Here is a 22,542-nt window from a genome sequence, read left to right as displayed (position 1 = left end):
TTAAATACATTTATTTCATTTTATTGATTAAGTATTTGTACTCATCCAAAGTATCAATGTCAATGCTATTATTTTGGGAAGCGATGGATACAACATCGTTTTTGTATGTATTGATGATACCCTTGGCGCCAAAGTCATCGTTCAGTTGTACCAACTCACTAAAATAAGTAGAGTGAAAAAGCGCGGGCACCCCATTTTTTTGATGGTATAAAGTAGCAATGATATTCTTTTTCCCATGCTGAAAAGTATGTATTAATCTATCTAGATGGGCTTGGTCAATAAACGGTTGATCGGCCAACATGATGAGGATACCGTTCGGAGATTCCAAGGCATTTATTTTTCGTATTCCAACAGCAATAGAATTGCCCAAACCCAATTTCCAGGTTTCATTGTTTATGATCGTGACATCCGGATCGGTAATAGTGTCTTCTATCAAAGAACTATTTGCTCCCAAAACCAAATAAATATTATTGCATTTCGATGCTTTCACTACTTTGATGGCGTGCTGCAACAACGAGCTATTTCCCCAAGGCAGCAGTTGTTTGGGCTGTCCCATTCGGGTTGAAGCCCCGGCCGCTAAAATTAAGGCAGGAATATCATTTTTAAAGGCACTCATTGGTTATGTATTCTCCCCGCTTTGTTCTTGAGCATCATAGGTTGTTGTTTTCTCATCACAGATAAAATTTCCGAGAGTATGGCGATGGCGATTTCTTGCGGAGTTTCAGCACCAATATTGAGTCCGGCCGGGCCATGAATGCTGTCAATAAAAGCATCGGAAACCAATGGGTAGTGTTCCATAAACGTATTCAATAGCTTTTCACGCCTTTTTGTTGGTCCCAACAGGCCTAAATAAAGTGGTTTGGTTTCTTTGAGTGCCAACAAATAGTTCAAATCTTTTACAAAGCTATGGGTCATTAAAATAATGGCCGTGTGACTGTCGATATCCGTAATGGAAAACAGATCTGGTTCCGTAGCATGAAAATGCTCGGCCCCGGGAAAGTCATTGATATCTTTCTCTTCGGAAATAGAGGCCACAATGGTTACTTCCCAACCTGTCAATGAAGCATAATTGCATAGCTGTACGGCATCGTGCTCCGCACCAAAGATAACAAGCCTGAGCCGAGGTGCTACAGTTTGTTTGAAAATGTCCAGTTTGGGATTAGGCTTAAAAGTGGAACGCGCCAAAATTGTTTGTGCACCTATTTCAAAGACCGAACCAAAATCGGCAGCAACTACATGTTCTTTTTCAAAATATGAGGATATGGTAAAAGAAATGCGTTTTTTCATTGCCGCATCGAAAGCGCTCCATAGTTCGTCATCGGGGTTAAAGGGTTCTATCAAAATGGATAGAATACCTTCGCAACCCAATCTGTACCTGCCATCATAGGTCATCATTTTTGGAACGTTGGTAATAAATACGCTTTGGGCCTGTCGTAGAATTTCTTTTTCAACACAACCACCGCTAACGGCACCGACCATTTGCCCATCTTCATCTATGAGCATACGCACTCCCGGTCTCCTGTATGAAGAGCCTTCTAAAGCAACGACCGTCACTAGGACGGTCTTTTTATCGCTTGCTTTAGCTTTTTTTGATACCTGTAAAATACTCTTTATTTCGTGCGTCATTCAATTTATATTTAGGTAGAAACTATCCTAAAATCTCTTTATTGGTAACACTCCAAAATTCAGGGTCTTGCATAAACGGTTGCTTATAGATTCGTTTTCCCGTAGCGGCTTTTAGGGCATTTGCCACAGCTCCACCAGCAGGTGGCAATGTAGGTTCGCCGAGTCCTGTGGGCGATAGCTCGTTTTGTATTAAATGTGTTTCCACCATTGGAGCTTCTTTCATACGAATCAGCCGATAGGCATCATAATTGTTCGCAATCGGTGTTCCATTTTCAAACTTGTAATCCCCAAACATGCTATGCCCAATACCATCGATGACACCGCCTTCGATTTGGTTTAATGCGCCCAACGGATTTATAACGATACCACAATCTACCACACAGGTGACTTTTTTTACCACAGGCATACCATTTTCGATTTCAACATCGGCGACTTCGGCAACGTGGGTGTTGTGGCAATAATAGGCAACAAAACCTTGGTAAACCCCCTCAGGCCGAGCACCCCAGCCCGATTTTTCCACAGCTGTTTTGATGCAATTTTGCATACGCTCGGGGTCGTATTGTATACGTTCGTCAGTAGTCCCCTTTACTTTTTCCAAAAGGTCTAAACGCAGCTTTATTTTGTCCACTTCCATGACCTCGGCCAGTTCATCAAAGAAGCTTTGTTCGGCATAGGCCAAAAAATTGGTATAAGGGGCTCTCCAAGCTCCCGTTGTGATATTGCTGTTGTAACTGGCAACATCAACTTGATAATTTTCTATGGCACCCGCAGGAAAAAAATTGGGTATGAGTCCATACATATTTCCATTTATGGCGGCTTCTTTTAGTTGATATCCGGTAACCTGCCCATCTTTGACGGCCGCTTTGATCCTGTATTTTATCGCAGGCCTGTATACGCCCGTGGTCATGTCATCTTCACGTGAAGAAACCATTTTTACGGGTTTTCCGATGGCGTCCGATATTTCTGCAGCTTCATAGACGAAATCCCCGTACAGCCTTCTTCCGAACCCACCCCCCATGCGTGTCATTTCAAGATGTATGTCCGCTACGTTTCTTCCCAAAAGCTCAGCGACGGTCTCCGCGGCGGCCTCGGGGGTTTGCACGGGCCCCACCAAATGAATTTTATCATCGGTAACGTTGGCGTAGAAATTCATGGGCTCCATACAGTTATGAGGCAAAAAGGGTGATTCATAGGTACGTTCCAAAACCTTATCCGCCTCGGCAAAAGCCTTGGCTACATCTCCATCCTTTCGTAAAGTACTAAAATCGTTCCCGTCCAAAAGACCCGTTAAAATTTCGTTGTGCGATGCGGTACTTTCCAACGGTGTGGCATCTTTCCAAACCGCTTTGATAGCTTTTTTGCCTTTCATGGCCGTCCATGTTGAATCGGCGATTACGACTACTTTTTCGGTTTCGGTCATTTTTACGGACCAGTTGATTTTTTCCTTGTTTAAAAGTGAAATGGCCTTTTCCCCAATTTTGATGACATCCAGAACACCTGGAATAGCTTTGGCGTCAGTAGCATCATAAGATTCCAAAACCTGACCAAAAGCAGGTGGCCTAAGTACTGTTGCGTACACCATACCTTCTGCTTTATAATCCAAACCAAACAAAGGTTTACCCGTTATGATTTTATCGATATCGACATTTTTTTGGTCTGAGCCTATAATTTTGAAGTCTTTTGGCTGCTTAAGGGTGACATTTTCAGGAATTGGCAAGGTGGCGGCCTCACTCACTATATCGCCATAACCTAAGGTCTCACCTTTTGCATTGGTAATGACACCTTCATTAACTGCACATTCTGCGGCATCAACGCCCCATTTGGCAGCGGCGGCATTGACTAGCATTTGTCTTGCGGTCGCCCCGGTCTGCCGTAAGGCTTCCCAGCCTAATCGTATGGATTGGCTACCACCGGCAACCTGCCTAGTATAGTTTTCGGTATCCAAGACCCCTTGCTGAACATATACATTGTCCCATGCTACGTCCAGTTCCTCGGCAATGATCATGGGCATTGATGTTTTTACGCCCTGCCCTATCTCAGGGTTTGGGGAAAAGATGGTGACTGCCCCGTTTTTAGCGATTTTTATGAACGCATTAAAATCGTTGTAATTTAATTTGGACAGATCAACAGGTGGTTTTACGTTATCCTTGCAGGCTGTAAAAAGGTTAAATCCTATCAGTAGGCCACCACTGGCCAAGGAAGAAGTCCTTAAAAAATTTCTTCTGCTAAATGTTAATGAAGATTCTGTAGACATGTTTTTTGGATTGATTAGGATTTGTTTTCGGCTGCCATTTCAACCGCCTTGTAAATTCGATTATACGATGCACATCTGCATATGTTTCCATGCATGGCATTCTTGATTTCTTCTTCGGTCGGAGCCGGATTCTTCTCCAAAAAGGCCGATGCGGTCATAATTTGACCGGCTTGGCAATATCCGCACTGCGGTACGTCAACCGCTTTCCAGGCTTTTTGTACAGGGTGTGAGCCATCTTCCGATAAACCTTCAATAGTCGTAATTTCTTGATTTTGTACCGAGGCTATGGGCAAAGAGCAACTTCTAACGGCATTACCGTCCAAATGTACCGTACAAGCCCCGCATTGGGCTATACCGCAACCAAATTTTGTGCCCACCAAATCTAAATGATCACGGAGAATCCATAATAAGGGGGTGTCCTCACTCGCCTCAACGGTCTGTGATTTTCCATTTACTTTTAATTGATACGTTGCCATAGTCTTGTTTTAAGATTGATTAAGTGTGGAAGCTTTCCCTTACAAGGTATTAAAAATTGTAATTCGAGGATTTTATTTTAACACCTGCCGATTCTATTTAACATTCTTTAACAAATATCTTTTTGTGCGACCATAATTTATAGTGGTTTTTGGCGTTCTGAAGGTTGAACCATAAATCAAAGAAAATGAAACTGTTTACAAAGCTATTTGCTTTATTTTTTACCGCAACCCTTGTCCTCTCTTGCGGGAATTCCGACGATGATGTAGATTTTTTATTGAATCCTGGTGGTAAGTTCGGCAAAGGTGGGCAAGTCGACGATTGTCTCGGGTTTGGAGAAAATGAGTTGATATTATCCATACAGGAGCAATTTACCACGCTACCGGGAAAGGTATCAATACTATTTAGGGTTTCAGATGTTGACGATAATCCTATTTCGGGACTCACCGCAGATCAATTTACCATTTTTGAACAGGGCAGGAACGATGATTGTTTCAATACCATTTCAAAATCCGAATCACAGGCCCGTATATCGCCCAATTCGCAAATATTCAGTACAAACACCCTATTGGTGTTGGATTTGAGCAATAGTGTGCTGAGCAGCAGCTTAGACGAATTAAAATCGGCCAGTATAAGTTTTGTTGACAATGTAATGCCGGCGACTACCAACGAAGCATTTAAAATGGCCATCTATTGGTTTGACGGAGAAGATGAATTGCACCTATTGAACCCTTTAACGGCATCAAAAACAGAACTTACCGCAGCAATCGAAGGTATTACCGATGATATCAGCAACGACCCATCTACAGATCTTTACGGTGCGGTAATCAAATCAACCGATATTGCCTCCAATGTGTTGGCGGAGAGTACCGAAGGTGGGAAAATCGGTGCTGCATCGGTCGTCATTTTTACCGATGGTACGGACCAAGCATCAAGGTTTACCAGAGCTTCGGCCCAAGAAAAGGTGGATAATGCCAATGAAAACATTTCTTTTTTCACGATAGGGCTAGGTGCCGAAATCGACACACAAGTATTAATGGATATAGGCAAAACGGCAAGTGTGTTCGCCAACAACAAAGAAGAGCTGGAAACCACCTTTAACGAGATTTCGCAAAAGGTTTCCGAAAGAGCCAATAGTTTTTACCTGTTTGAATATTGTAGCCCAAAACGTGACGGGAGTGGCGATAACAACCTGGCCATACAATTGAAAAGCGGTAATTTGGAAGGTGCCGTACAAACCAAGTTCAACGCCAATGGTTTTACCGGGGGCTGCGAATAAATTTCAAGCACAATATCATAAATAAGAAAGATGCTCTAAAGGCATCTTTTTTATTGTAAAGCCAAATGTACTGTAGGTTGTAAATCAATGATGTAGTTCTATTAACCGCTTCTTTTTTCTCCTGTTGTCATTCCATTAACATCCATATTCGTTTTTGTTCCGTATCTACAACCAAACGAAAATTTAATATCACTACACAATGAAAAAATCAATTTTTGTAAGTACACTTTCCGTATTCGTGTTGGCATCATGCGTATCCAAGAAAAAATATGTAGCATTGGAGAACGATTTGTCCGATACCAAAAGTACCCTGGTCAAAACTCAAGCCGAAAAAGAAGACTTGGAGACCAAAATGGCAAAAATAGAGGCTCGGGTCACCGAATACAATGAAAAAATAAATTCGCTCAAAGAGGTAAATGACGCACAGTACGCATCGGTTGAAGATGTTGCGGTTATGAGCAACAATACCAAAGCGAAGATGAGGGCCACCTTGGCAAAAGTTGACCCTGCCAAATTAGCGGAAGCGAAAACCTTGCAAGACTCTATGAACTTGGCCGTTTCCTATAATTTAAAAAAGTCCATCTCTGATGAGGAAGATGATGTTGACGTAAATATTGATAAGACTGTTGTTATGATCAATATTTCCGACAAGCTTTTGTTCAACAGCGGAAGCTACAAGATAAGCAACAAGGCATCAACCATACTAGGTAAACTGGCAGAGGTCATCAATTCCGAACCAAGTATGGAAGTTATGGTAGAAGGCCATACCGATTCTAGAACCATAAATACGGCAGTATTGGAGGATAACTGGGATTTAAGTGTAAAACGTGCCACATCTATCGTAAGAAAGTTACAAAACGAATATAACGTAGACCCGGCCAAAATGATTGCTGCCGGTAGAAGTAGCTATTTACCTTTGGTAGAGAATGATTCCAAGGAGAACATGGCCAAAAACAGACGTACCAAAATTGTGATTATCCCGAACCTGGATAAGTTCTTTGCACTTTTAGATGCTGAAAGCATGTAACGTATAGTCTAATTAGTCTAACACAAAATTTAAAAAAGGATGAACTGCGGTTCATCCTTTTTTTATGCAGTACATCCAAGACAACCAAAATGGGTTCGGGTTTTTGGCCCGGTAATTGTTTTTAGTATAGAACACCCAAACAAATATGATCGCCTACATCCTAAAAACTATGATGAAGTTTAATGTAAAAAGAAGAAATCATGGATGTACTCAACACAATTATTCAAAACAGCACCCTAAACGGCATGCCAAAATGGTATAAGGCCACTACCCTATCCATTTTTATGACCATAGTATCCACATTACTGGTGATGCTTATTGTTTTAATCGCTTATGGTTCACAAATGACCATTAGATTTGGATACTGATTTAAATTATCTATAAATCATGGCATTTTTAAAATCGCCCTTTTCTGTTTTTAAATCGATTAGAAATCCATTGATAACAGCGTATTCAAGCGCTCCGTTTTTCTCCAGTAAAAAGGTTGGGTTAGCACCTACCCTGATATCAAAATCGGGCAATTTAAACGATGTGCCAACTAAATGTAACGGAATTGGAGACGAAATTAATTGAGATGGTATCGTTTTCATCTTTATGTAGGTATATCCTTTTTTCAAAAGCGCCATGGGGTCAATAGTATTCAATTGGTCAACGGACTGCAATACTTCAGGATACACCTTTCCCGACCTGAGGGTATAACCGGTAGCATCTAGGGTTTCATAACCGTAAAAGGTTGATAGGTCACCTTGGTCTATAATTCGGCTACTATACCAAAAGTCCTTATATTCCGCTGTATTCACTTCCAAGCGGTTCATGCCAATATCAAGTATGTAGGGTTTTCCCAAAAGCTCATATGTGGCATTTTCAATTTTTAAATTGAAGAGTTTCCTATCGTTCTCTGGAATCTTTTCATAATCAGAGATAGAAATATCATTGTAACTGCCCTTAGCGATTGTATGTAAGGCCGATAATATGGAAACATAATTTAATTTACGGATCTCCTGCTTTTCTATATCGTCTAGGAAACCGCCTGATTCAATTAAGATGGTGCTTGTACCCCATTTTTGAATATTGTCCCCAAAGGCCCTCGGCTCAAAATCGTCATTATATCTGCCTACTTGACCCGGAGCGTATTCTTGAATTATAGCATTCATAAAAACAATGATTTTCATAGCATCGCCCCTCTTTTTGTCGATATCCTTTTCATAGTTAAAGGCTGGGGCCAAATATGAAATCGTAGCGGGCTTATTTGTGCGTTCTGCATTGTAGTAGGTGCTCTGATCATGAAGGTTAAATCCAAAATCGGCATTTAAACTATCCCTGACCCGTTTTAGGGTTTGGCCTTCGGGGGATTGTAAATGTAAGGCATCCCTATTGATATCAATGCCCAACCTGTTTCTGCGCTGAAACACCTCGGCACCGTCAGGATTGAGCATAGGCAAAAAATGGACTGTGAGATTATTCAAAATCTCATCTTTCTCTGTTTTAAAATCATCACTGTCCAAAAAGTTGAGGATATCGAATATCGCTTGTGTTGCCGTAGGCTCGTCACCGTGCATTTGAGACCATAAAAAAACATCTATATCTCCTTTTCCTATACTCACCAAAGATAAATCCCTGCCTTCAATCGAAGATCCGACTTCTTGAACGGTAAATTTTGGATTGTCACGGTATTTGGCAAGAAGTGGTTGTAGTTCATGATGCTTTATTCGCCTTTTGTTCAATGTGACCTCTTTATACTTATCATAAGTATCGTATAAAGAAGAAGTGATTGCGGTTTCTTGTGCCGAACACACATAAGTGATTAAAAATAATAGTGATACAATGCGCTTCATAAAATCATTGCTTTGGTAACGGTTTAAAATTTAAATGTTTTGAAGCCTCTCTTACATTGGCCATAAAACCCTCTCCCGGGTCGGTCTTTTTTGTGCGATAACCAGCATCCTTTTCCAACCACAACCTATGGTTTTCAAACAGGGTGTATTCGTAATGGCCGATCAGATATTCAATATCGTACTTTTTAGTCAGGTAATTTACCAACTTAATATTGGATTGCAATTGTGCCTCGGTCAAGGGAAATTCCTTGGTACCACCAACATTTTCAACTCCTATGGCGCAGTGGTTGAGTCCAATTACATGTCTTGCCATTACGGTTTCGGGCATTAATCTGTAAATAGTGCCGTCCCTATCCACTAAAAATTGAGAAGAAACATTCAATGCGCTTGCCTTTTCAATGTCAGGCCGCCAGTTGGGCAACTTAACCGGGTCAAAAGCATTGAATGACTTTTCCAACGTGGGAATGACCGTCCAATGCAATACTATCATTTTTGGGGTGATGCTCGGCTCTTCTTTTTCCAACCCATAATGGGAAGACAAATACTGCAAGGTCAATGCTTTTCGCTCTTCATCAAAAGTAATGGGTTTATCCGTTATTTCGATAGATGGTCTACAAGAGAGAACGATCGCTATCAACAAAAAAGATACAAGTCTATTTTTCATGGGTTGTCACCGTTAATACTATCCTTCAATATCCTAAATTTTATGGCCAATTTTTTTCTCCCCCATTCTCTCGCCCTTTTTACATCTTTCCCCATAAAAATATCAATTTTATTTCGCCATTTCCAATGCATTTTATCTTTCACCAAAAAAGTGTCGGGCAAAGATTCGATTTGGACCATGGTATTATGGGAGAGTCCTTTTTTAAGTAAATCACGTGAAACGGCAATTGCCTTCATGTTTGGCTTTAAGGTATCGCCCCAAGCGGCGATATTGGGTTGCCCATCGGTCTGCCATGTAACGGAATTATAAGCGGAAACATTTACCTGTATGGGAATCCAAACATAAGGGTCCGTTTCGTCCCTATTTTCGTTTTTACATGAAAAAAGGAAAGAAAACAGAGCTAAGAGAACTAGTTTGACCACAAATCGCATGGCTTAAATTTACGAATAAAGTCAGCTATACTTTTCCCAATAAAATATTATCCCTGCTTTTTCTTTAATTTTGTAGCGCTATGAAATGAGTCGTAACAAATCCACATGCGTGTGATGGTGTTGTTATTAGACGAATTACATCTGACCTTGTAAAGTTGATAAACGTAAACAGATGACAAAAGAAAAAAAGCCTGACAATGTTGTTTTTGACGAAGACAACCAATCTTACAACGCGAAACTGTTACCATATGCCAGCGGTGTTTCGGCCCCAAAAATCACTCCGCCCGATGTTACCTCATGGAAAAACACCAACATTGTAAGTGCGAACAACCAATTTAAGGCAAAATATGAATCCATTCAGGCCGAATATTCCAAAATGATGGAAGAATTTGAGTACAACAGATTGGTTTACAATGCAAAATTTAGTTTTGAACCCATAGTCGGTAAAACGTATCACCTCTATAAATCAAAGGATGAGAGCACTTTTTTATCCCTAATTTTACCGGATGAGTGCAATTTTGAACATTTGGGGAGTTTTAAATTAGGCCCCGACCGCACTTGGGAAAAACTATGAACGGGGCAATGGCACGTAAGTGTCATCGTTTTGCATCATAGGAAAAGTCTTTTGTGCCCATTTTTGTTTCGCGATTTCAATTTTTTCCTTATCCGAAGAAACAAAATTCCAATAGATATGCCTTTCTTCGGGAAATACTTCCCCACCGAATAAAAGAATATGTGTGTTGGGTCTTAGAACGGTGTGACAGGTGTCCTCTACTTTTGAAACCACGATATTACCCTTTTGTATGATCTCACCGCAAGCTTCGATACTGCCTTCCACGATACAAATACCGATTTCTCCTCTTAAATGGTCTTTTGTATTCAATTCATAGGTGTGGGTGGTCTTGATTTCTACCATAAACAGCGGGGAATGTACCGGTACTGGCGATTCTTTGCCATACCCTTTCCCTGCAATGAGTTTAAACTCCGCAAAACCATCTTTCCAAGTCGGCAGTTCCGAGGGCTCAAAATGATGGAACTCTGGCGCAACATCCTCTAAGTGCATAGGTAAGGCTACCCATATTTGATAACCGTGCGCCGTAAAAACCGTACCGTTTCGCAAATCTGACGGTGTTCGTTCGGTATGCGACACTCCTTTACCCGCAACCATCCAATTGACGGAACCCGGGCGAATACGTTGTTTGGTGCCCATACTATCCTCGTGCATTAACTCGCCTTCCAACATAAAAGTCAAGGTAGAAAGCCCTATATGCGGATGTTGGTCAACATCCATATACGTATTTGGTCCCAATTGGGTAGGGCCCATATGGTCTATGAAGATAAAAGGTCCTATCATCCGTTTTTTACGAAAGGGTATTAATCTACCTACCAAGAAATCCCCGATATCCCTACTTCTCTCTTCTATGATTAAACCGATGTTCGACATGTATTAAATACTTACTTTTGACATTTCTAAAATTACACTTTTTACTCGATAATCAAGATTTTAATACTCAGGCTTATCACGGCTTATAATGTTATTTGATGAAAACCAAAGCCTTTTGGGGTATTTTGATAAACAAACCGTTCATGAAGATTTTAAAACGATTTTTACTTGTGTTGCTGTTGGTTTTAATTGCCACTGTTGCCTACAACTATCCCAAGCTCAACCTCATTTCGGGGTTTGCCTCAAAGAATATGGCCTCGACCGTTTTTATTGCCGAAAGGGGCGCGGAATCCGTCGTTCAGAACGAAAACGATATGCCCTTGATACGACTGGCAGATGTATCTATGGGCAAAGCGAAAGCAAAAGCATCCGTTTTTGGTCTCATGCAGCGGGAAACCATATGTAGAGAGGGCTTGGGCTGCGTTTTGGTAAACGAGGAGTACGACGCATCAAAAATACCTTTAAAGCCTAAGCGAACCCAGCTCAAAAACAATCTTCCCTTTCCTTACGGGAACAATGGAAAAAAAGATACCGTTTTTGACAATATAGAGTATGACAAACTCAATGATGCGCTGGACTATGCATTCTCGAATTATGAAACGCAAAAGACACGTACCGTTTTGGTGGTATACAAAAATGAAATTGTTGCCGAAAGATATTTGGATGGTTTTGACGAAGAAACCCCCATTCTCGGTTGGTCCATGACCAAAAGTATTCTTGGTACGTTGTATGGTATTCTACAATACGAAGGGAAGATAGCCCTAGATCATAAACCTTTTGGTGATGACATACGCATGAAAAACACCAAAATGGGCATTACGCTGAACCATTTATTGCGCATGCAGAGCGGTCTGGAATGGGACGAGGATTATGCATCGATATCCGATGTGACCAAAATGCTTTTTATGGAAAGTGATATGACTTTGGCCCAAGCAAAGAAAAAAGTCATCGCCCCACCGGGGGAAGTATGGAACTATTCTTCGGGCACGACCAATTTGTTATCGGGTGAGTTGCGAAAACAGTTTGATACTCATCAAAAATATTTGGATTTTCCCTACACCGCCCTTATCGATAAAATCGGGATGCACTCGATGCTTATCGAAACCGATATGATGGGAAATTTTGTGGGCTCGTCCTATGCATGGGCCAACACGAGGGATTGGGCCAAGTTTGGGCTATTGTATTTGAATAGGGGCAACTGGAACGGTGAGCGGATTTTTTCTCCGCAATGGGTGGATTATGTTACAAAGCCGACCGAACACTCCGATGGTGTATACGGCGCCCATTTTTGGCTGAACGCCGGAGGTAAATATCCCGATGTGCCCAAAGACCTATATTCCGCCAACGGATTTCAAGGGCAACGGGTATTTATCATACCTTCAAAAGACTTGGTGGTGGTGCGTACGGGGCTCGCTAATGAAGATGCGTTTGACAGTAATGTCTTTTTACGCAAAATCGTTTCAGCGATTAAGTAAGCTTTGATAAATGATGGTGTTTTTTTAAGGCTAACCTTGTTCAATTGATGTTTCACAACAGCTATGGTGCATGTCACAACAATAATTTCAAGTTACAAATGAATGTTGGTATGTTTACCGTGTAATAAAAATAAAACAAGAATTAGTTAATTTTTTCATTTTCATATAGTGTTCTCGTAAAAGAGTCCTCATCGAAAGAGAGGACTCTTTTTAGTTTGGGACATCAACTCTTTTGTGGCTTAACTTATATGTAACTTCTGATGTATTCACAATGGTGAAGAATGTTTTGTTGAATCGGTAAATAGAGCTTTATTCAGAAGTTCTCGACCGGTATCGAACTGATACAGTAACCGGAAACCAAATCAAGGCAACCATTTATTTTCGCCAAAATTAGGTTTGCGCTTTTCCAAAAAGGCGTCCCTACCCTCTTTGGCCTCATCGGTCATATACGCCAGGCGTGTGGCCTCACCGGCAAAGACTTGCTGCCCGACCATACCATCATCAGTAAGGTTCATGGCGAATTTCAACATTTTTATAGACGTTGGGGATTTTTCCAGGATTTCCTGCGCCCATTGATAGGCGGTAGCCTCTAGGTCATCGTGTGGAATTACAGCATTCACCATGCCCATCTCAAAGGCCTCTTGCGCAGAGTAATTACGTCCCAAGAAAAAGATTTCCCTAGCTTTTTTCTGCCCTACCATTTTGGCCAAATAGGCCGAACCGTACCCCCCATCAAAACTGGTGACATCGGCATCGGTCTGTTTAAAAATGGCATGTTCCTTACTGGCCAAGGTCATATCGCATACAACGTGCAAGCTATGGCCGCCGCCAACGGCCCACCCGGGCACTACCGCAATGACCGCCTTGGGCATAAACCGAATCATTCGCTGTACTTCCAGTATGTTCAGACGATGCTGTCCGTCCTGCCCCACGTAGCCTTGGTGCCCCCTTGCCTTTTGGTCGCCACCGCTACAAAAAGACCAGATACCGTCTTTGGTGGATGGGCCTTCTGCGGAAAGCAACACTACGCCAATTGAAGTATCTTCTTGGGCATCATAAAAAGCCTTTATGAGTTCACTCGTGGTATTGGGGCGAAACGCATTGCGTACGTTTGGCCGATTAAAGGCAATACGTGCCACACTGTTACTTTTTTTATAGGTAATATCCTCAAATTCTAGGGCAGTTTGCCAGTTCGGAGTCTTCATATGTATTTTTTATAGTATACAAAGTAACAGAATTTGATGGATTTTAAAGGTATCGATTGTATCAATCTCAATGGCAATTGAAGCGGCGCACTATCAGTTCAAGTCTATTTATCAACAGTTGAGAGTAAATTTATTTTGTATGTTGCCCAATATCCACATTTTTGAACCACTGATTAAATAATAGCCAAACACCAAGAGTATGACACCAACCGAAGTTTTTTCAATAGTGAACATGGCGGCCTTGCCCATGTGGATTTTAATGATCGTGTTGCCCAAATGGAAAGTAACCCGTTTCCTAATCGATTTTAAGATAATACCCTTGCTCTTGGCAATCGTATATGCGATTTATATATGTATAGCCATACGCACGGGAGGTATGGATTTTGGTAGTCTCGCCAGTGTAATGGAATTATTTACCAAAGAGAATGCCGTATTGGCCGGATGGGTGCATTATCTCGCCTTTGACCTTCTCATAGGTATGTGGATTTTAAACGAAAATAAAAAATTGGGAATCCACCACGTGTTGATAGTACCATGCCTATTGCTAACATTTATGTTGGGACCCGTCGGTTTTTTATTGTTTATGACCATTAAATCACTTAAAAAAATCAACCCATGAAATACTTAAAGCACGTATTCGGTACCGTAAAGAAAAGTAGTCCCATATTATACGGCATAGTGCTTATACATTTGGCACTGGCAACCGCATGTTTCATCGGTTTTTGGGTTGATGACCGTATGCTCATGGGCCTGAACGTTTGGGTAAAACCCTTTAAGTTTTCCATCTCTGGCGGTATTTACATATTAACGGTAGGCTATCTAATAACCCTTTATCCGTATGGTAAAATAAAGAAGAACATAATAAACAACCTTACATCGTTTACATTGTTGTTTGAGATAGGGATTATCGTTTTTCAAGCATCACGCGGGGTACAATCCCATTACAATCAAAGTTCTTTGTTTGACGGGTTGCTTTTCGCCGCAATGGGATTACTCATCGGGGTTAATGTACTGCTTATGCTACTCTTTATCATAGATACCATACGGTTAAGGTTAAAAACGGAAAGAGCAATACAGTGGGCCATAGTAATGGGTTGGACAATCGTATTTTTTGGAAGTTGGGTAGGTGGCCAAATGATAGGTCAAATGGCACACAATGTTGGTGTTACCGATGGTGGCGAAGGATTGCCTTTGTTAAATTGGAGTACGATTGCCGGCGATTTAAGAGTGGCCCATTTTTTTGGTTTGCATGCTATACAAATAGTACCCCTATTCGCCTTTCTAATATCAAAAAAGACTACGATTACCTATAAACAAAAACATATTGCAGTATGTATTTTTGGACTGCTGTATGCCGTTTGGATAGGTTTTACTTTTTATCAGGCCAAACAGGGTATTGCATTGATTCAATTTTGATAGATTAGTTATGCATCAATATGAAATCGTGTCAACTTGAATGGGTTTTATGATTGAAGTCGATACGAATTGCGTCGGGAATAAAATTTCAACCTTCAAAATGATACTAGACCGTTTCATTACAAAAATGCTTGATTATCTTTATCTGCGATATTCGGCGCTACTTTTTTCAGTCAATTAAATTGGAAACGGAATTGCCGACTATCAAATAAATATCGTTACGCAAACAAACCTTATGGCCCATATCCTAGTTGAACAAATGAAACAGTTCACCCAATTATCCGAATCGGAAATTTTGGCCATTGCGGAAAGTTTTCCCATAAAAACCTATGAAACCAATACGTATTTGCTTAAACAAGGGCAGATAGCAAAAGATGCTTATCTTGTGATTAAAGGGTGTATCAGAAAATATTCGATAGCCGATGGCGAGGAAATCACTTCCGACTTTTTTACGGAAGGATATTCCGCTGCCGATTTCAATAGCCTTTCACATCAAAAACCTTCTGATTATTTCTTTTGTTGTACCGAAAAAACAACGGTGGCCGTATTGAATGCCGAAAAAGAGGCGGCATTGTACAAAAAATTCCCTCGTTTTGAGGCTATCTGCCGTATTGAATTCGAGAAAATGATGGGAGAAAAAGCCGATGCGCTAGAAAAGTTTATGCGCAAAAGTCCCGAAGAAAAGTATCTGGACATATTGGAGCAAAGGCCCGGTTTGATCAACAGGGTACCACAATATCAATTGGCAAGTTATTTGGGCGTACAACCGGAAACCCTTAGCCGTATTCGAAAAAGAATTGTACAAAAACAATAGTTTGACCTGCTTGGGTATTACCATCATTCCGAAAGAACGGAGCGACGAGGAATCCCGTTGCCAGGACTCATAAAGAGATTTCTCACTGCGTTCGAAATGACATGATAGCCCTACATTTAAATTGACAGTAAGGTATGCCCATCAAAATCATATAATCTACTGTTATGAACCCAATATTCCATTGGAAACGGCTTGTCATTCCGACAGAGCGAAGCGACGAGGAATCCCGTTGCCGGGACTCATAAGGAGATTTCTCACTGCGTTCGAAATGACATGATAGCCCTACATTTAAATTGACAGTAGGGTATGCCTGTCAAAATCATGGAATATACTATTACCGTTATGAATCCAATATTCCATGGGAAACAGCTTGTCATTCCGACAGAGCGAAGCGACGAGGAATCCCGTTTCCGGAACTCATAATTAGATTTCTCACTGCGTCCGAAATTACGAAATACGCTTGATAGCGACTACAAGGGTAATTACGGTTCTTTTTTTGCGACGATAAAATATTCCGTTGCGGGTTTTTCTATCAATACTTCTGATTCGATTATAGTGAACCCACTTTTAATGATCAACGTTTTCAATTCCCCCATTTTCAAAAAATTCAAATAGGGCAACACCCCGATTTTTTTCAGCACATGAATAATGGTGCCTGATAAAATTCCGATACATGTCCTTTTTTCTTTTAAACAGGCCGTTGATGTAATAATGAGACCGTTGGGTTTTAAGAGCCTATGCATTCGGGCCAATACGTTTTCAATATCCTTAAAGTAAAGCAGAATGTTAAAACCCAGAATAATATCAAAACTGCCTTCTTTATATCGGTCATCAAATAAGGTCGTTTGCGAAAAAATAAGGGTATGGTTCCCGTTTTTTTCTGCCATGTTTTTTGCCTTTAGTATCATTTTGGTAGATGTATCAAAGGCGTAAACAGTTTTGACCGCATCGGCAAAAGCAAAGGCGTATAATCCGGTAGCGCAGCCAAAATCCAACACAACGGCTTCGGAGTGCAAGTATTTAGGGGTTCTGCGCAGTATTTGCTCAAACGTCTTGTCCTTTGCCTTTGTATCGTAATCCTTTGAAAGCTTGTCCCAAAATCTTTCAGATTTGCTCATACCATTAAAGTTTTGTGCAAAGGTGACTGGTACAGGCCAAATACACATTGATTTGCATCAAGAAACAGAAGAACGCAAAAGAGTAAAGTATGTTCAAAACTTTGTATAACCCAGTAGGCAGAATACTTGACTATAGCTTTAAAATTCTTAAACTTCGTTATCGATTGGATATAAACAATTAAAACAGATTTATATCCGATATGTTGTGCTTCATACCTGAAAACCAAAAATGGAAACTATAATTGAAAAATATAACAATCTTCAAAAGGAGATATTAAGTGATTTCTCATTAAAATGGGATGGAGAAAACTGCGAAACAACTTTCCGAAATGATGTTAAAGATTTTTATGGATTTGAAAAAAAATTTGGATGGAATATTTTATTAAATGCATTCTATGTAATTGATGACACCGAACTTGCTAAAAAGTCTTTTAAAGAATTCGATTTACAAGGACCTTCAAGACACAGAGATATCGGAGAAAGATACTTAAGATTATATGGACTTTTAAATGCAACATATCAGCAAAAGTTAGCTGTAGAAAACTTATTAGAAATACATAAAGTAGAAAAAAAGAAAGAACACATAAAAAAGCTAACTGACTCTGAATTAATAATTATCCGAAATAAAATTGGAGCTCATTCAGCAAATTTTTTATCTACTAGAGACGACTCTGAACACAAATTTGACGTTTATGAAATTTCAAGACCTGAATTAGAGCGTGGAAAAATTCGACTCTTAAGAAATCAGAACGATTTTGAAAATTATGACCTTGAAAAAGCAATAAATGAATTTAATGAATTAGTTGAGGAAATTTTATCAATTGTAATTGCAAAAGTAATCAGCAAGATTTTTAATAATCAAGGAAAATATTTTAAAGAATATCAAATAATAAATAAAATCAGAAATGGTGCAATATTAATTGGTGACAAACTCATTGAATTCACTACAAAATAATTCACACTTAACCATTTATGATTCTTATTAATAAAACTTGGGCAGATTTAAAACCAAATGAAGATTCAAAAGGAAATTCTGAATGGTTTGATGATTATTATGACCGAATAAAGAATAAGATCGAGTTTAAAGATTTCCCTAAAGAAGTATTTGAACAATGGATTCACCCACTGCACAACGATTACCATACTATTAGAAATTACGCTTGGATGAATTACGAATATATTGAATTTGAACTTATAGAATGGAAATATAGTCAACTTGAGAAATTATATGTTATCGAGGATTTTAGAGAATTTTTTGAATCAAGAGCAAGTTACAATGACTTAAATCAATTTTCTTGCAGAGAAAAGGATTTAGATTACTGGAAAGAAAATGGAACTTGGAGAATTCCGCCAATCATTCTTGATACAAAGTCTATCAATGACGAAATACCAAAATGGAGTGAGGTTAGTAATGAATTTCAATTAATAGAAGGTCACTCTAGATTAGGTTATTTGAAATCTATAAAAAGAATAAATGAACTCGGAAATGTTCGAATAGCGAAAAAACATAAAGTATATTCAATGAGAGTACGAAAGCACAACAAAGAACTGAGATAAAAAACAAACAAATTATTCCTTAATCTGAGATATTATCATTTTAGGCTCATAGATTCAATAACTTGGTTCTTTGAGCTTTTTTATTCTATTTTTTTCCTGATTTATCTTGGCAATATCGAAACGTAAGTTTCGTCATATGGCCTGCCAGATTTTGCAATGGCAAAACACTGTTTAAGCAGTTTGTTGGATACTGCTATCAAAGCAAGCTTCTTGCTTTTCCCTTTGTTTACTATCCGATCATAAACCGCCGTACATGCCTTGTTGTGCTTACAGGCATTGAAAGAGCATAGAAACAATAGGTTGCGCAGTTTTCCATTACCTACCTTACTTATTCGTGAACGACCTCTAACGCTGCTCCCTGACTCTCTTATCGTTGGAGTTATGCCAACATAACTACAAAGCTGTGCCGCATCTCAAACTTGGAAAAACCGTCGGTGACAACCATTAAGAACAAGGCTGTCTTTGGCCTTTGTATCGTAATCCTTTGAAAGCTTGTCCCAAAATCTTTCAGATTTGCCCATACCATTAAAGTTTTATGCTAAGGTGATTGGTACAGGCCAAATACACATTCACTTACATCAAGAAATATATGAATGCCAAAGTAAGTATGTTCAAAACTTTGTATAACCCAATAGGCAAATTGCTTGACTACAACGTTAAAATTCTTGAACTTCGTTATCGTTGGGTGTAAACAATTAAAACAGATTTATATCCGATATGTTAACTAACATTTACAGATGAAAAGATTTTCACTATTGACAATACTTCTTGTTCTATCCTGTAAAAGCAATATGGAAAAAGAAAAGTTGACAGAAAAAATAAACCTTAAAGGAAGAACTTTTGTTTTGAATCCAGAAAAGGGTAAAGGAACTCTAACAGTCCAATTTATGGACTCAACTTGCAATATTCTAGATTGGAATCAATATAATCGACCTTGGAGATTAATTAATTTTGAAAAAGCTAATATCCTAATGTTGGCTCATATGACTATTCCTCTTTATGAAGAAAATGACTCAACGATAATAGGACTTAGTATTGGGGAAAGAGATACTAAATTAAGATTAGAGGAAAAACTGCCAAAATGGAAGCTGGACAAAATTCTAGGAAAATGGACTGAAGAACGCTGGGCGGGTGTTGAGAATTCTAACATACCCCCGCCCCCAGCAAGATTTCCCGAGCATGATACAATATGGCCACCATACTATGAAATTTCCAAAAACAAATTAACTAGTTACTGCCTGGGAATTGATTCGACCACAATACAACTGGACAACTCTTTGTCCTATATGATAATGAAAGAAAGTCTTTATACAGAATTTGTTGGATATCAAAAAAAGTGGAAATTATTAAAAGTGACAGATACCGCAATTACTATTGAAAGAAGGTATTCCAAAGATTTTATTTCATTTTCACACTCAGACAGTACGGAAACGTTTCGGTTAATAAAAAAACGTTAGCTTACAACATCTATAATTAATTGCGGGCGGATTTTCCCTTTGGAAAATCTACGTATATTTAATATGCTTAGTTTGCGGGTCGAAATCCTGTCGGATTTCACACTGCAACTAACCATAGCCAAAACCGATAACGAAACTTCTTTTTTTCCAAATTCATTTATTTTTAAGCAACCTATTTTAGGGTTCATCAAAAAAGTAACCAAGCAACATCCCCATTTTTTGGGACTTTGTTTTCCCTTCATTTGGTATGGCAATCACCGTATACGAACCACTAGCTTAGCCATATGAAAATCCCTAAAATCAAAGGAACGATAGACCGTAGAATACTCATCAACTACCAAGTTGATAAAGAGGTATTGGCCCGCTACTTGCCCAAACCCTTTACGCCCAAATTAGTCAACGGTAAAGGTATTGCGGGTATCTGTCTCATACGCTCAAAAGATATCAGGCCCAAAGGTCTACCCAAACAAATCGGGATTTCTTCGGAAAATGGGGCACATCGTATAGCGGTTGAATGGGTAGAAAACGGGAAGACGAAAGAAGGGGTTTACATCCCACGAAGGGACACCTCATCCAAACTCAATGCCATGGCCGGGGGAACCGTTTTTCCGGGCCTACACCACAAAGCAGCGTTTACGGTAAAGGAGACCAATGGTGAATATGAAGTCGCATTCGTAAGCGAGGACAAAACCACATTGTCGATAACCGCCAAGGAAACCGATGTTTGGAATACCCAAAGTGTTTTTGAAAATCTGAGCTGTGTTTCAGACTTTTTCGAGAAAGGCAGTATAGGATATTCGCCGTACGGAGACGCATTTGACGGGTTGCAGCTTAAAGCCTACACTTGGAAAGTTTCCCTTTTGGAAGTTAGCCACGTACAATCCAGTTTTTTTGAGGATGAACGTATTTTTCCCAAAGGTTCGGTACGTTTTGATAATGCCCTTTTGATGAAAGATATAGAACATGAGTGGATTGGTCTGGATAAAATCAAAACTTGCTAATCCCTTTTTTCAGGGAGTCCGTTTTCGCTTTTCGTAGTGAAGTATCTTGCAGACCCTAAGGATAATTTAGCGTTGTAATTCGCTAATCGTCCGAACCATGAAAACCCTTTTAAAAAGCATTCCCATAGGTTTTTGCCTTATCTGTTTGGGATTTCAGACTTTTCAAATCACCTGTAGCCGAGAAAAAGAATTTGATGCGAAAGAGGTCCAAAATGAACGCACTTTCCCAGAATCCAAAACTTTAGAGCCCTCAATATTGCTTTTATTGGATTCATTACAATTGAAAAAAGAAGATATATCCATTCACATAGACAAAAGCGATTATAGGCTTTATGCCATGGCAGATACCGTAATCGTCAAAACCTATCCGGTAGTCTTTGGCACCAACCCTGTAGACGATAAACTGATGCAGGGTGACCGCTCTACTCCTGAAGGCGGTTTTAGTGTCAGGGCCTTTTATCCACATACTACTTGGTCCAAATTTATTTGGATTGACTACCCCACAACAGAATCATGGGAAAAGCATAACAAGGCCAAGGCGGAGAACAAAATCCCGAAAGATGCAAAAATTGGCGGAGAAATCGGAATTCATGGTGTCCCCAAAGGACATTCAAACCTCATAAAACAGAAACAAAACTGGACATGGGGCTGTATTTCATTGACCAATAAAGATGTTAATGACCTATATACAGTTGTTTATAGGGGTATGCCCATCACCATCACCAAATGAACCATCATAAATTCAAAATCCATACTTATTGAGTATGGACAGAATACATTTCGAGTACTGCCGTCATTCCGACAGGGCAAAGCGACGAAGAATCCAATATCGAGAAGCTATGAGGAGACTGCGTTCGAAATGACATGATACGCTTAACATTCACAAAAAATCATCCCTATTGAAATCATGGGAAACAAATCATTATGGATTCAAGATTCAAAGTTCTTGCACTTGGACAAATTTCTTTTTAAATATGATCCGTCATTCCGACAGAGCAAAGCGAGGAGGAATCCGATACCGAGAAACTATTAAGGAGATTTCTCACTACGTTCGAAATGACATGATAGTCCTACATTTAAACTGACAGTAGGGTATGCCTATCAAAATCATGAAATATACTGTTATGAATCCAATATTCCATCGGAAACGGCTTGTCATTCCGACAGAGCGAAGCGACGAGGAATCCGATACCGAGAGACTATAATGAGATTTCTCACTGCGTTCGAAATGACATGAAACGCTAAACATTCACAAAAGGCCACCCTATTGAAATCATGGGAAACAAATCATTATGGATTCAACATTCGTAGTTCTTGCACTTGGATAAATTTATTTTTAAATACGACCCGTCATTCCGACAGAGCAAAGCGACGAGGAATCTGATAACGAGAAACTATAATGAGATTTCTCACTGAGTTCGAAGTGACAAGTTATGCTTAAAAGTTACGAAGAGACATATGATAA

Annotated in this window: 23 protein-coding genes and 1 pseudogene; 13 read left to right on the top strand and 11 right to left on the bottom strand. The window is 39.7% G+C overall.

What is annotated here, in order from left to right; translation table 11 throughout:
- Positions 1-10 precede the first annotated feature (10 nt).
- From HYG79_RS16645 to HYG79_RS16630, 4 genes are read right to left on the bottom strand one after another with little or no spacing between them, the layout of a single operon-like run.
- Positions 11-616 (bottom strand): nucleotidyltransferase family protein, encoded by a 606-nt coding sequence (locus tag HYG79_RS16645; RefSeq protein WP_179243191.1) that lies wholly within the window; start codon positions 614-616, stop codon positions 11-13.
- A complete protein-coding gene (locus tag HYG79_RS16640; protein ID WP_179243190.1) occupies positions 613-1,626 on the bottom strand; it encodes an XdhC family protein in 1,014 nt (337 codons plus the stop codon). Before HYG79_RS16640 ends, HYG79_RS16645 begins: the two co-directional genes overlap by 4 nt.
- 22 nt (positions 1,627-1,648) lie before the next feature.
- The gene (locus HYG79_RS16635; protein WP_179243189.1) at positions 1,649-3,880 is read right to left on the bottom strand and encodes a xanthine dehydrogenase family protein molybdopterin-binding subunit; all 2,232 of its coding nucleotides are present in this window, start codon (positions 3,878-3,880) and stop codon (positions 1,649-1,651) included.
- Positions 3,881-3,894: 14 nt separating this feature from the next.
- Positions 3,895-4,356 carry a (2Fe-2S)-binding protein gene (locus HYG79_RS16630; RefSeq protein WP_179243188.1) on the bottom strand — a complete coding sequence of 154 codons (462 nt, stop codon included), beginning with the start codon at positions 4,354-4,356 and terminating at the stop codon, positions 3,895-3,897.
- Between the two features lie 185 nt (positions 4,357-4,541).
- Between HYG79_RS16630 and HYG79_RS16625 the strand changes: the two genes are divergently transcribed.
- The 3 genes from HYG79_RS16625 (at position 4,542) to HYG79_RS16615 (ending at position 7,028) form a co-directional block, all read left to right on the top strand.
- Complete coding sequence (locus tag HYG79_RS16625) at positions 4,542-5,633, top strand: vWA domain-containing protein (protein WP_179243187.1); 1,092 nt, start codon at positions 4,542-4,544, stop codon at positions 5,631-5,633.
- Between the two features lie 199 nt (positions 5,634-5,832).
- Positions 5,833-6,660, top strand: coding sequence for an OmpA/MotB family protein (locus tag HYG79_RS16620; RefSeq protein WP_179243186.1), 828 nt, complete (start codon positions 5,833-5,835; stop codon positions 6,658-6,660).
- Between the two features lie 200 nt (positions 6,661-6,860).
- Positions 6,861-7,028: a hypothetical protein gene (locus HYG79_RS16615; RefSeq protein ID WP_179243185.1), complete on the top strand. Its 168-nt coding sequence runs from the start codon at positions 6,861-6,863 to the stop codon at positions 7,026-7,028.
- Between the two features lie 6 nt (positions 7,029-7,034).
- Here HYG79_RS16615 and HYG79_RS16610 read toward each other — a convergent pair whose 3' ends face one another.
- The 3 genes from HYG79_RS16610 to HYG79_RS16600 are packed head-to-tail and all read right to left on the bottom strand — an operon-like array spanning position 7,035 to position 9,590.
- A complete protein-coding gene (locus tag HYG79_RS16610; RefSeq protein WP_179243184.1) occupies positions 7,035-8,495 on the bottom strand; it encodes a M14 family zinc carboxypeptidase in 1,461 nt (486 codons plus the stop codon).
- 4 nt (positions 8,496-8,499) lie between these two features.
- Entirely contained in the window at positions 8,500-9,159 is a 660-nt protein-coding gene (locus HYG79_RS16605; RefSeq protein ID WP_179243183.1) for an N-acetylmuramoyl-L-alanine amidase, read from the bottom strand.
- Positions 9,156-9,590: a 3D domain-containing protein gene (locus tag HYG79_RS16600; protein WP_179243182.1), complete on the bottom strand. Its 435-nt coding sequence runs from the start codon at positions 9,588-9,590 to the stop codon at positions 9,156-9,158. Before HYG79_RS16600 ends, HYG79_RS16605 begins: the two co-directional genes overlap by 4 nt.
- A 172-nt stretch (positions 9,591-9,762) precedes the next feature.
- On the opposite strand from HYG79_RS16600, the gene HYG79_RS16595 reads away from it, so the two are divergent.
- The gene (locus HYG79_RS16595) at positions 9,763-10,164 is read left to right on the top strand and encodes a DUF2452 domain-containing protein (protein ID WP_179243181.1); all 402 of its coding nucleotides are present in this window, start codon (positions 9,763-9,765) and stop codon (positions 10,162-10,164) included.
- On the opposite strand, the gene HYG79_RS16590 is transcribed toward HYG79_RS16595, so the two are convergent.
- Positions 10,159-11,034 carry a pirin family protein gene (locus tag HYG79_RS16590; protein WP_179243180.1) on the bottom strand — a complete coding sequence of 292 codons (876 nt, stop codon included), beginning with the start codon at positions 11,032-11,034 and terminating at the stop codon, positions 10,159-10,161. The genes HYG79_RS16595 and HYG79_RS16590 overlap by 6 nt on opposite strands.
- Before the next feature lie 98 nt (positions 11,035-11,132).
- Between HYG79_RS16590 and HYG79_RS16585 the strand changes: the two genes are divergently transcribed.
- Positions 11,133-12,509 carry a serine hydrolase domain-containing protein gene (locus tag HYG79_RS16585; RefSeq protein ID WP_228027895.1) on the top strand — a complete coding sequence of 459 codons (1,377 nt, stop codon included), beginning with the start codon at positions 11,133-11,135 and terminating at the stop codon, positions 12,507-12,509.
- 362 nt (positions 12,510-12,871) lie between these two features.
- Here HYG79_RS16585 and HYG79_RS16580 read toward each other — a convergent pair whose 3' ends face one another.
- Positions 12,872-13,714, bottom strand: a complete 843-nt coding sequence (locus HYG79_RS16580; protein ID WP_179243179.1) for a 1,4-dihydroxy-2-naphthoyl-CoA synthase — start codon at positions 13,712-13,714, stop codon at positions 12,872-12,874.
- A gap of 199 nt (positions 13,715-13,913) precedes the next feature.
- On the opposite strand from HYG79_RS16580, the gene HYG79_RS16575 reads away from it, so the two are divergent.
- The 3 genes from HYG79_RS16575 (at position 13,914) to HYG79_RS16565 (ending at position 15,944) form a co-directional block, all read left to right on the top strand.
- Positions 13,914-14,333 carry an ABA4-like family protein gene (locus HYG79_RS16575; protein WP_179243178.1) on the top strand — a complete coding sequence of 140 codons (420 nt, stop codon included), beginning with the start codon at positions 13,914-13,916 and terminating at the stop codon, positions 14,331-14,333.
- On the top strand, positions 14,330-15,130 hold the full coding sequence (locus HYG79_RS16570) for a hypothetical protein (RefSeq protein ID WP_179243177.1): 801 nt from the start codon (positions 14,330-14,332) through the stop codon (positions 15,128-15,130). The genes HYG79_RS16575 and HYG79_RS16570 overlap by 4 nt, the downstream gene beginning before the upstream one ends.
- A gap of 235 nt (positions 15,131-15,365) precedes the next feature.
- Positions 15,366-15,944, top strand: a complete 579-nt coding sequence (locus tag HYG79_RS16565; RefSeq protein ID WP_179243176.1) for a Crp/Fnr family transcriptional regulator — start codon at positions 15,366-15,368, stop codon at positions 15,942-15,944.
- Between the two features lie 482 nt (positions 15,945-16,426).
- Here the strand turns inward: HYG79_RS16565 and HYG79_RS16560 are convergent, their stop codons facing one another.
- Complete coding sequence (locus tag HYG79_RS16560; protein WP_179243175.1) at positions 16,427-17,062, bottom strand: class I SAM-dependent methyltransferase; 636 nt, start codon at positions 17,060-17,062, stop codon at positions 16,427-16,429.
- A gap of 229 nt (positions 17,063-17,291) precedes the next feature.
- Between HYG79_RS16560 and HYG79_RS16555 the strand changes: the two genes are divergently transcribed.
- The gene (locus tag HYG79_RS16555) at positions 17,292-18,017 is read left to right on the top strand and encodes a hypothetical protein (protein WP_179243174.1); all 726 of its coding nucleotides are present in this window, start codon (positions 17,292-17,294) and stop codon (positions 18,015-18,017) included.
- Between the two features lie 17 nt (positions 18,018-18,034).
- The gene (locus HYG79_RS16550) at positions 18,035-18,619 is read left to right on the top strand and encodes a hypothetical protein (RefSeq protein ID WP_179243173.1); all 585 of its coding nucleotides are present in this window, start codon (positions 18,035-18,037) and stop codon (positions 18,617-18,619) included.
- A 101-nt stretch (positions 18,620-18,720) separates the two neighbouring features.
- On the opposite strand, the pseudogene HYG79_RS16545 reads toward HYG79_RS16550, so the two are convergent.
- Positions 18,721-19,082: pseudogene (locus HYG79_RS16545) on the bottom strand (transposase); the annotation flags it as partial.
- 274 nt (positions 19,083-19,356) lie between these two features.
- Between HYG79_RS16545 and HYG79_RS16540 the strand changes: the two are divergent.
- From HYG79_RS16540 to HYG79_RS16530, 3 genes are all read left to right on the top strand, one after another.
- The gene (locus HYG79_RS16540; protein WP_179243172.1) at positions 19,357-20,076 is read left to right on the top strand and encodes a hypothetical protein; all 720 of its coding nucleotides are present in this window, start codon (positions 19,357-19,359) and stop codon (positions 20,074-20,076) included.
- Positions 20,077-20,360: 284 nt separating this feature from the next.
- A complete protein-coding gene (locus HYG79_RS16535) occupies positions 20,361-21,077 on the top strand; it encodes a DUF2071 domain-containing protein (protein ID WP_179243171.1) in 717 nt (238 codons plus the stop codon).
- 97 nt (positions 21,078-21,174) lie between these two features.
- Positions 21,175-21,807 (top strand): L,D-transpeptidase family protein, encoded by a 633-nt coding sequence (locus HYG79_RS16530; protein WP_179243170.1) that lies wholly within the window; start codon positions 21,175-21,177, stop codon positions 21,805-21,807.
- The last annotated feature ends 735 nt before the right edge of the window (positions 21,808-22,542 follow it).

It is taken from the genome of Costertonia aggregata (assembly GCF_013402795.1).
Lineage (GTDB): Bacteria > Bacteroidota > Bacteroidia > Flavobacteriales > Flavobacteriaceae > Costertonia > Costertonia aggregata.
This window is presented reverse-complemented; position numbering and strand designations above follow the sequence as displayed.

What these genes read in the sequence shown, in the direction of transcription:
- HYG79_RS16645 (WP_179243191.1), bottom strand. Translation starts at nt 616, where the DNA reads ATGAGTGCCTTTAAAAATGATATTCCTGCCTTAATTTTAGCGGCCGGG.
- HYG79_RS16640 (WP_179243190.1), bottom strand. Translation starts at nt 1,626, where the DNA reads ATGACGCACGAAATAAAGAGTATTTTACAGGTATCAAAAAAAGCTAAA.
- HYG79_RS16635 (WP_179243189.1), bottom strand. Translation starts at nt 3,880, where the DNA reads ATGTCTACAGAATCTTCATTAACATTTAGCAGAAGAAATTTTTTAAGG.
- HYG79_RS16630 (WP_179243188.1), bottom strand. Translation starts at nt 4,356, where the DNA reads ATGGCAACGTATCAATTAAAAGTAAATGGAAAATCACAGACCGTTGAG.
- HYG79_RS16625 (WP_179243187.1), top strand. Translation starts at nt 4,542, where the DNA reads ATGAAACTGTTTACAAAGCTATTTGCTTTATTTTTTACCGCAACCCTT.
- HYG79_RS16620 (WP_179243186.1), top strand. Translation starts at nt 5,833, where the DNA reads ATGAAAAAATCAATTTTTGTAAGTACACTTTCCGTATTCGTGTTGGCA.
- HYG79_RS16615 (WP_179243185.1), top strand. Translation starts at nt 6,861, where the DNA reads ATGGATGTACTCAACACAATTATTCAAAACAGCACCCTAAACGGCATG.
- HYG79_RS16610 (WP_179243184.1), bottom strand. Translation starts at nt 8,495, where the DNA reads ATGAAGCGCATTGTATCACTATTATTTTTAATCACTTATGTGTGTTCG.
- HYG79_RS16605 (WP_179243183.1), bottom strand. Translation starts at nt 9,159, where the DNA reads ATGAAAAATAGACTTGTATCTTTTTTGTTGATAGCGATCGTTCTCTCT.
- HYG79_RS16600 (WP_179243182.1), bottom strand. Translation starts at nt 9,590, where the DNA reads ATGCGATTTGTGGTCAAACTAGTTCTCTTAGCTCTGTTTTCTTTCCTT.
- HYG79_RS16595 (WP_179243181.1), top strand. Translation starts at nt 9,763, where the DNA reads ATGACAAAAGAAAAAAAGCCTGACAATGTTGTTTTTGACGAAGACAAC.
- HYG79_RS16590 (WP_179243180.1), bottom strand. Translation starts at nt 11,034, where the DNA reads ATGTCGAACATCGGTTTAATCATAGAAGAGAGAAGTAGGGATATCGGG.
- HYG79_RS16585 (WP_228027895.1), top strand. Translation starts at nt 11,133, where the DNA reads ATGAAAACCAAAGCCTTTTGGGGTATTTTGATAAACAAACCGTTCATG.
- HYG79_RS16580 (WP_179243179.1), bottom strand. Translation starts at nt 13,714, where the DNA reads ATGAAGACTCCGAACTGGCAAACTGCCCTAGAATTTGAGGATATTACC.
- HYG79_RS16575 (WP_179243178.1), top strand. Translation starts at nt 13,914, where the DNA reads ATGACACCAACCGAAGTTTTTTCAATAGTGAACATGGCGGCCTTGCCC.
- HYG79_RS16570 (WP_179243177.1), top strand. Translation starts at nt 14,330, where the DNA reads ATGAAATACTTAAAGCACGTATTCGGTACCGTAAAGAAAAGTAGTCCC.
- HYG79_RS16565 (WP_179243176.1), top strand. Translation starts at nt 15,366, where the DNA reads ATGGCCCATATCCTAGTTGAACAAATGAAACAGTTCACCCAATTATCC.
- HYG79_RS16560 (WP_179243175.1), bottom strand. Translation starts at nt 17,062, where the DNA reads ATGAGCAAATCTGAAAGATTTTGGGACAAGCTTTCAAAGGATTACGAT.
- HYG79_RS16555 (WP_179243174.1), top strand. Translation starts at nt 17,292, where the DNA reads ATGGAAACTATAATTGAAAAATATAACAATCTTCAAAAGGAGATATTA.
- HYG79_RS16550 (WP_179243173.1), top strand. Translation starts at nt 18,035, where the DNA reads ATGATTCTTATTAATAAAACTTGGGCAGATTTAAAACCAAATGAAGAT.
- HYG79_RS16540 (WP_179243172.1), top strand. Translation starts at nt 19,357, where the DNA reads ATGAAAAGATTTTCACTATTGACAATACTTCTTGTTCTATCCTGTAAA.
- HYG79_RS16535 (WP_179243171.1), top strand. Translation starts at nt 20,361, where the DNA reads ATGAAAATCCCTAAAATCAAAGGAACGATAGACCGTAGAATACTCATC.
- HYG79_RS16530 (WP_179243170.1), top strand. Translation starts at nt 21,175, where the DNA reads ATGAAAACCCTTTTAAAAAGCATTCCCATAGGTTTTTGCCTTATCTGT.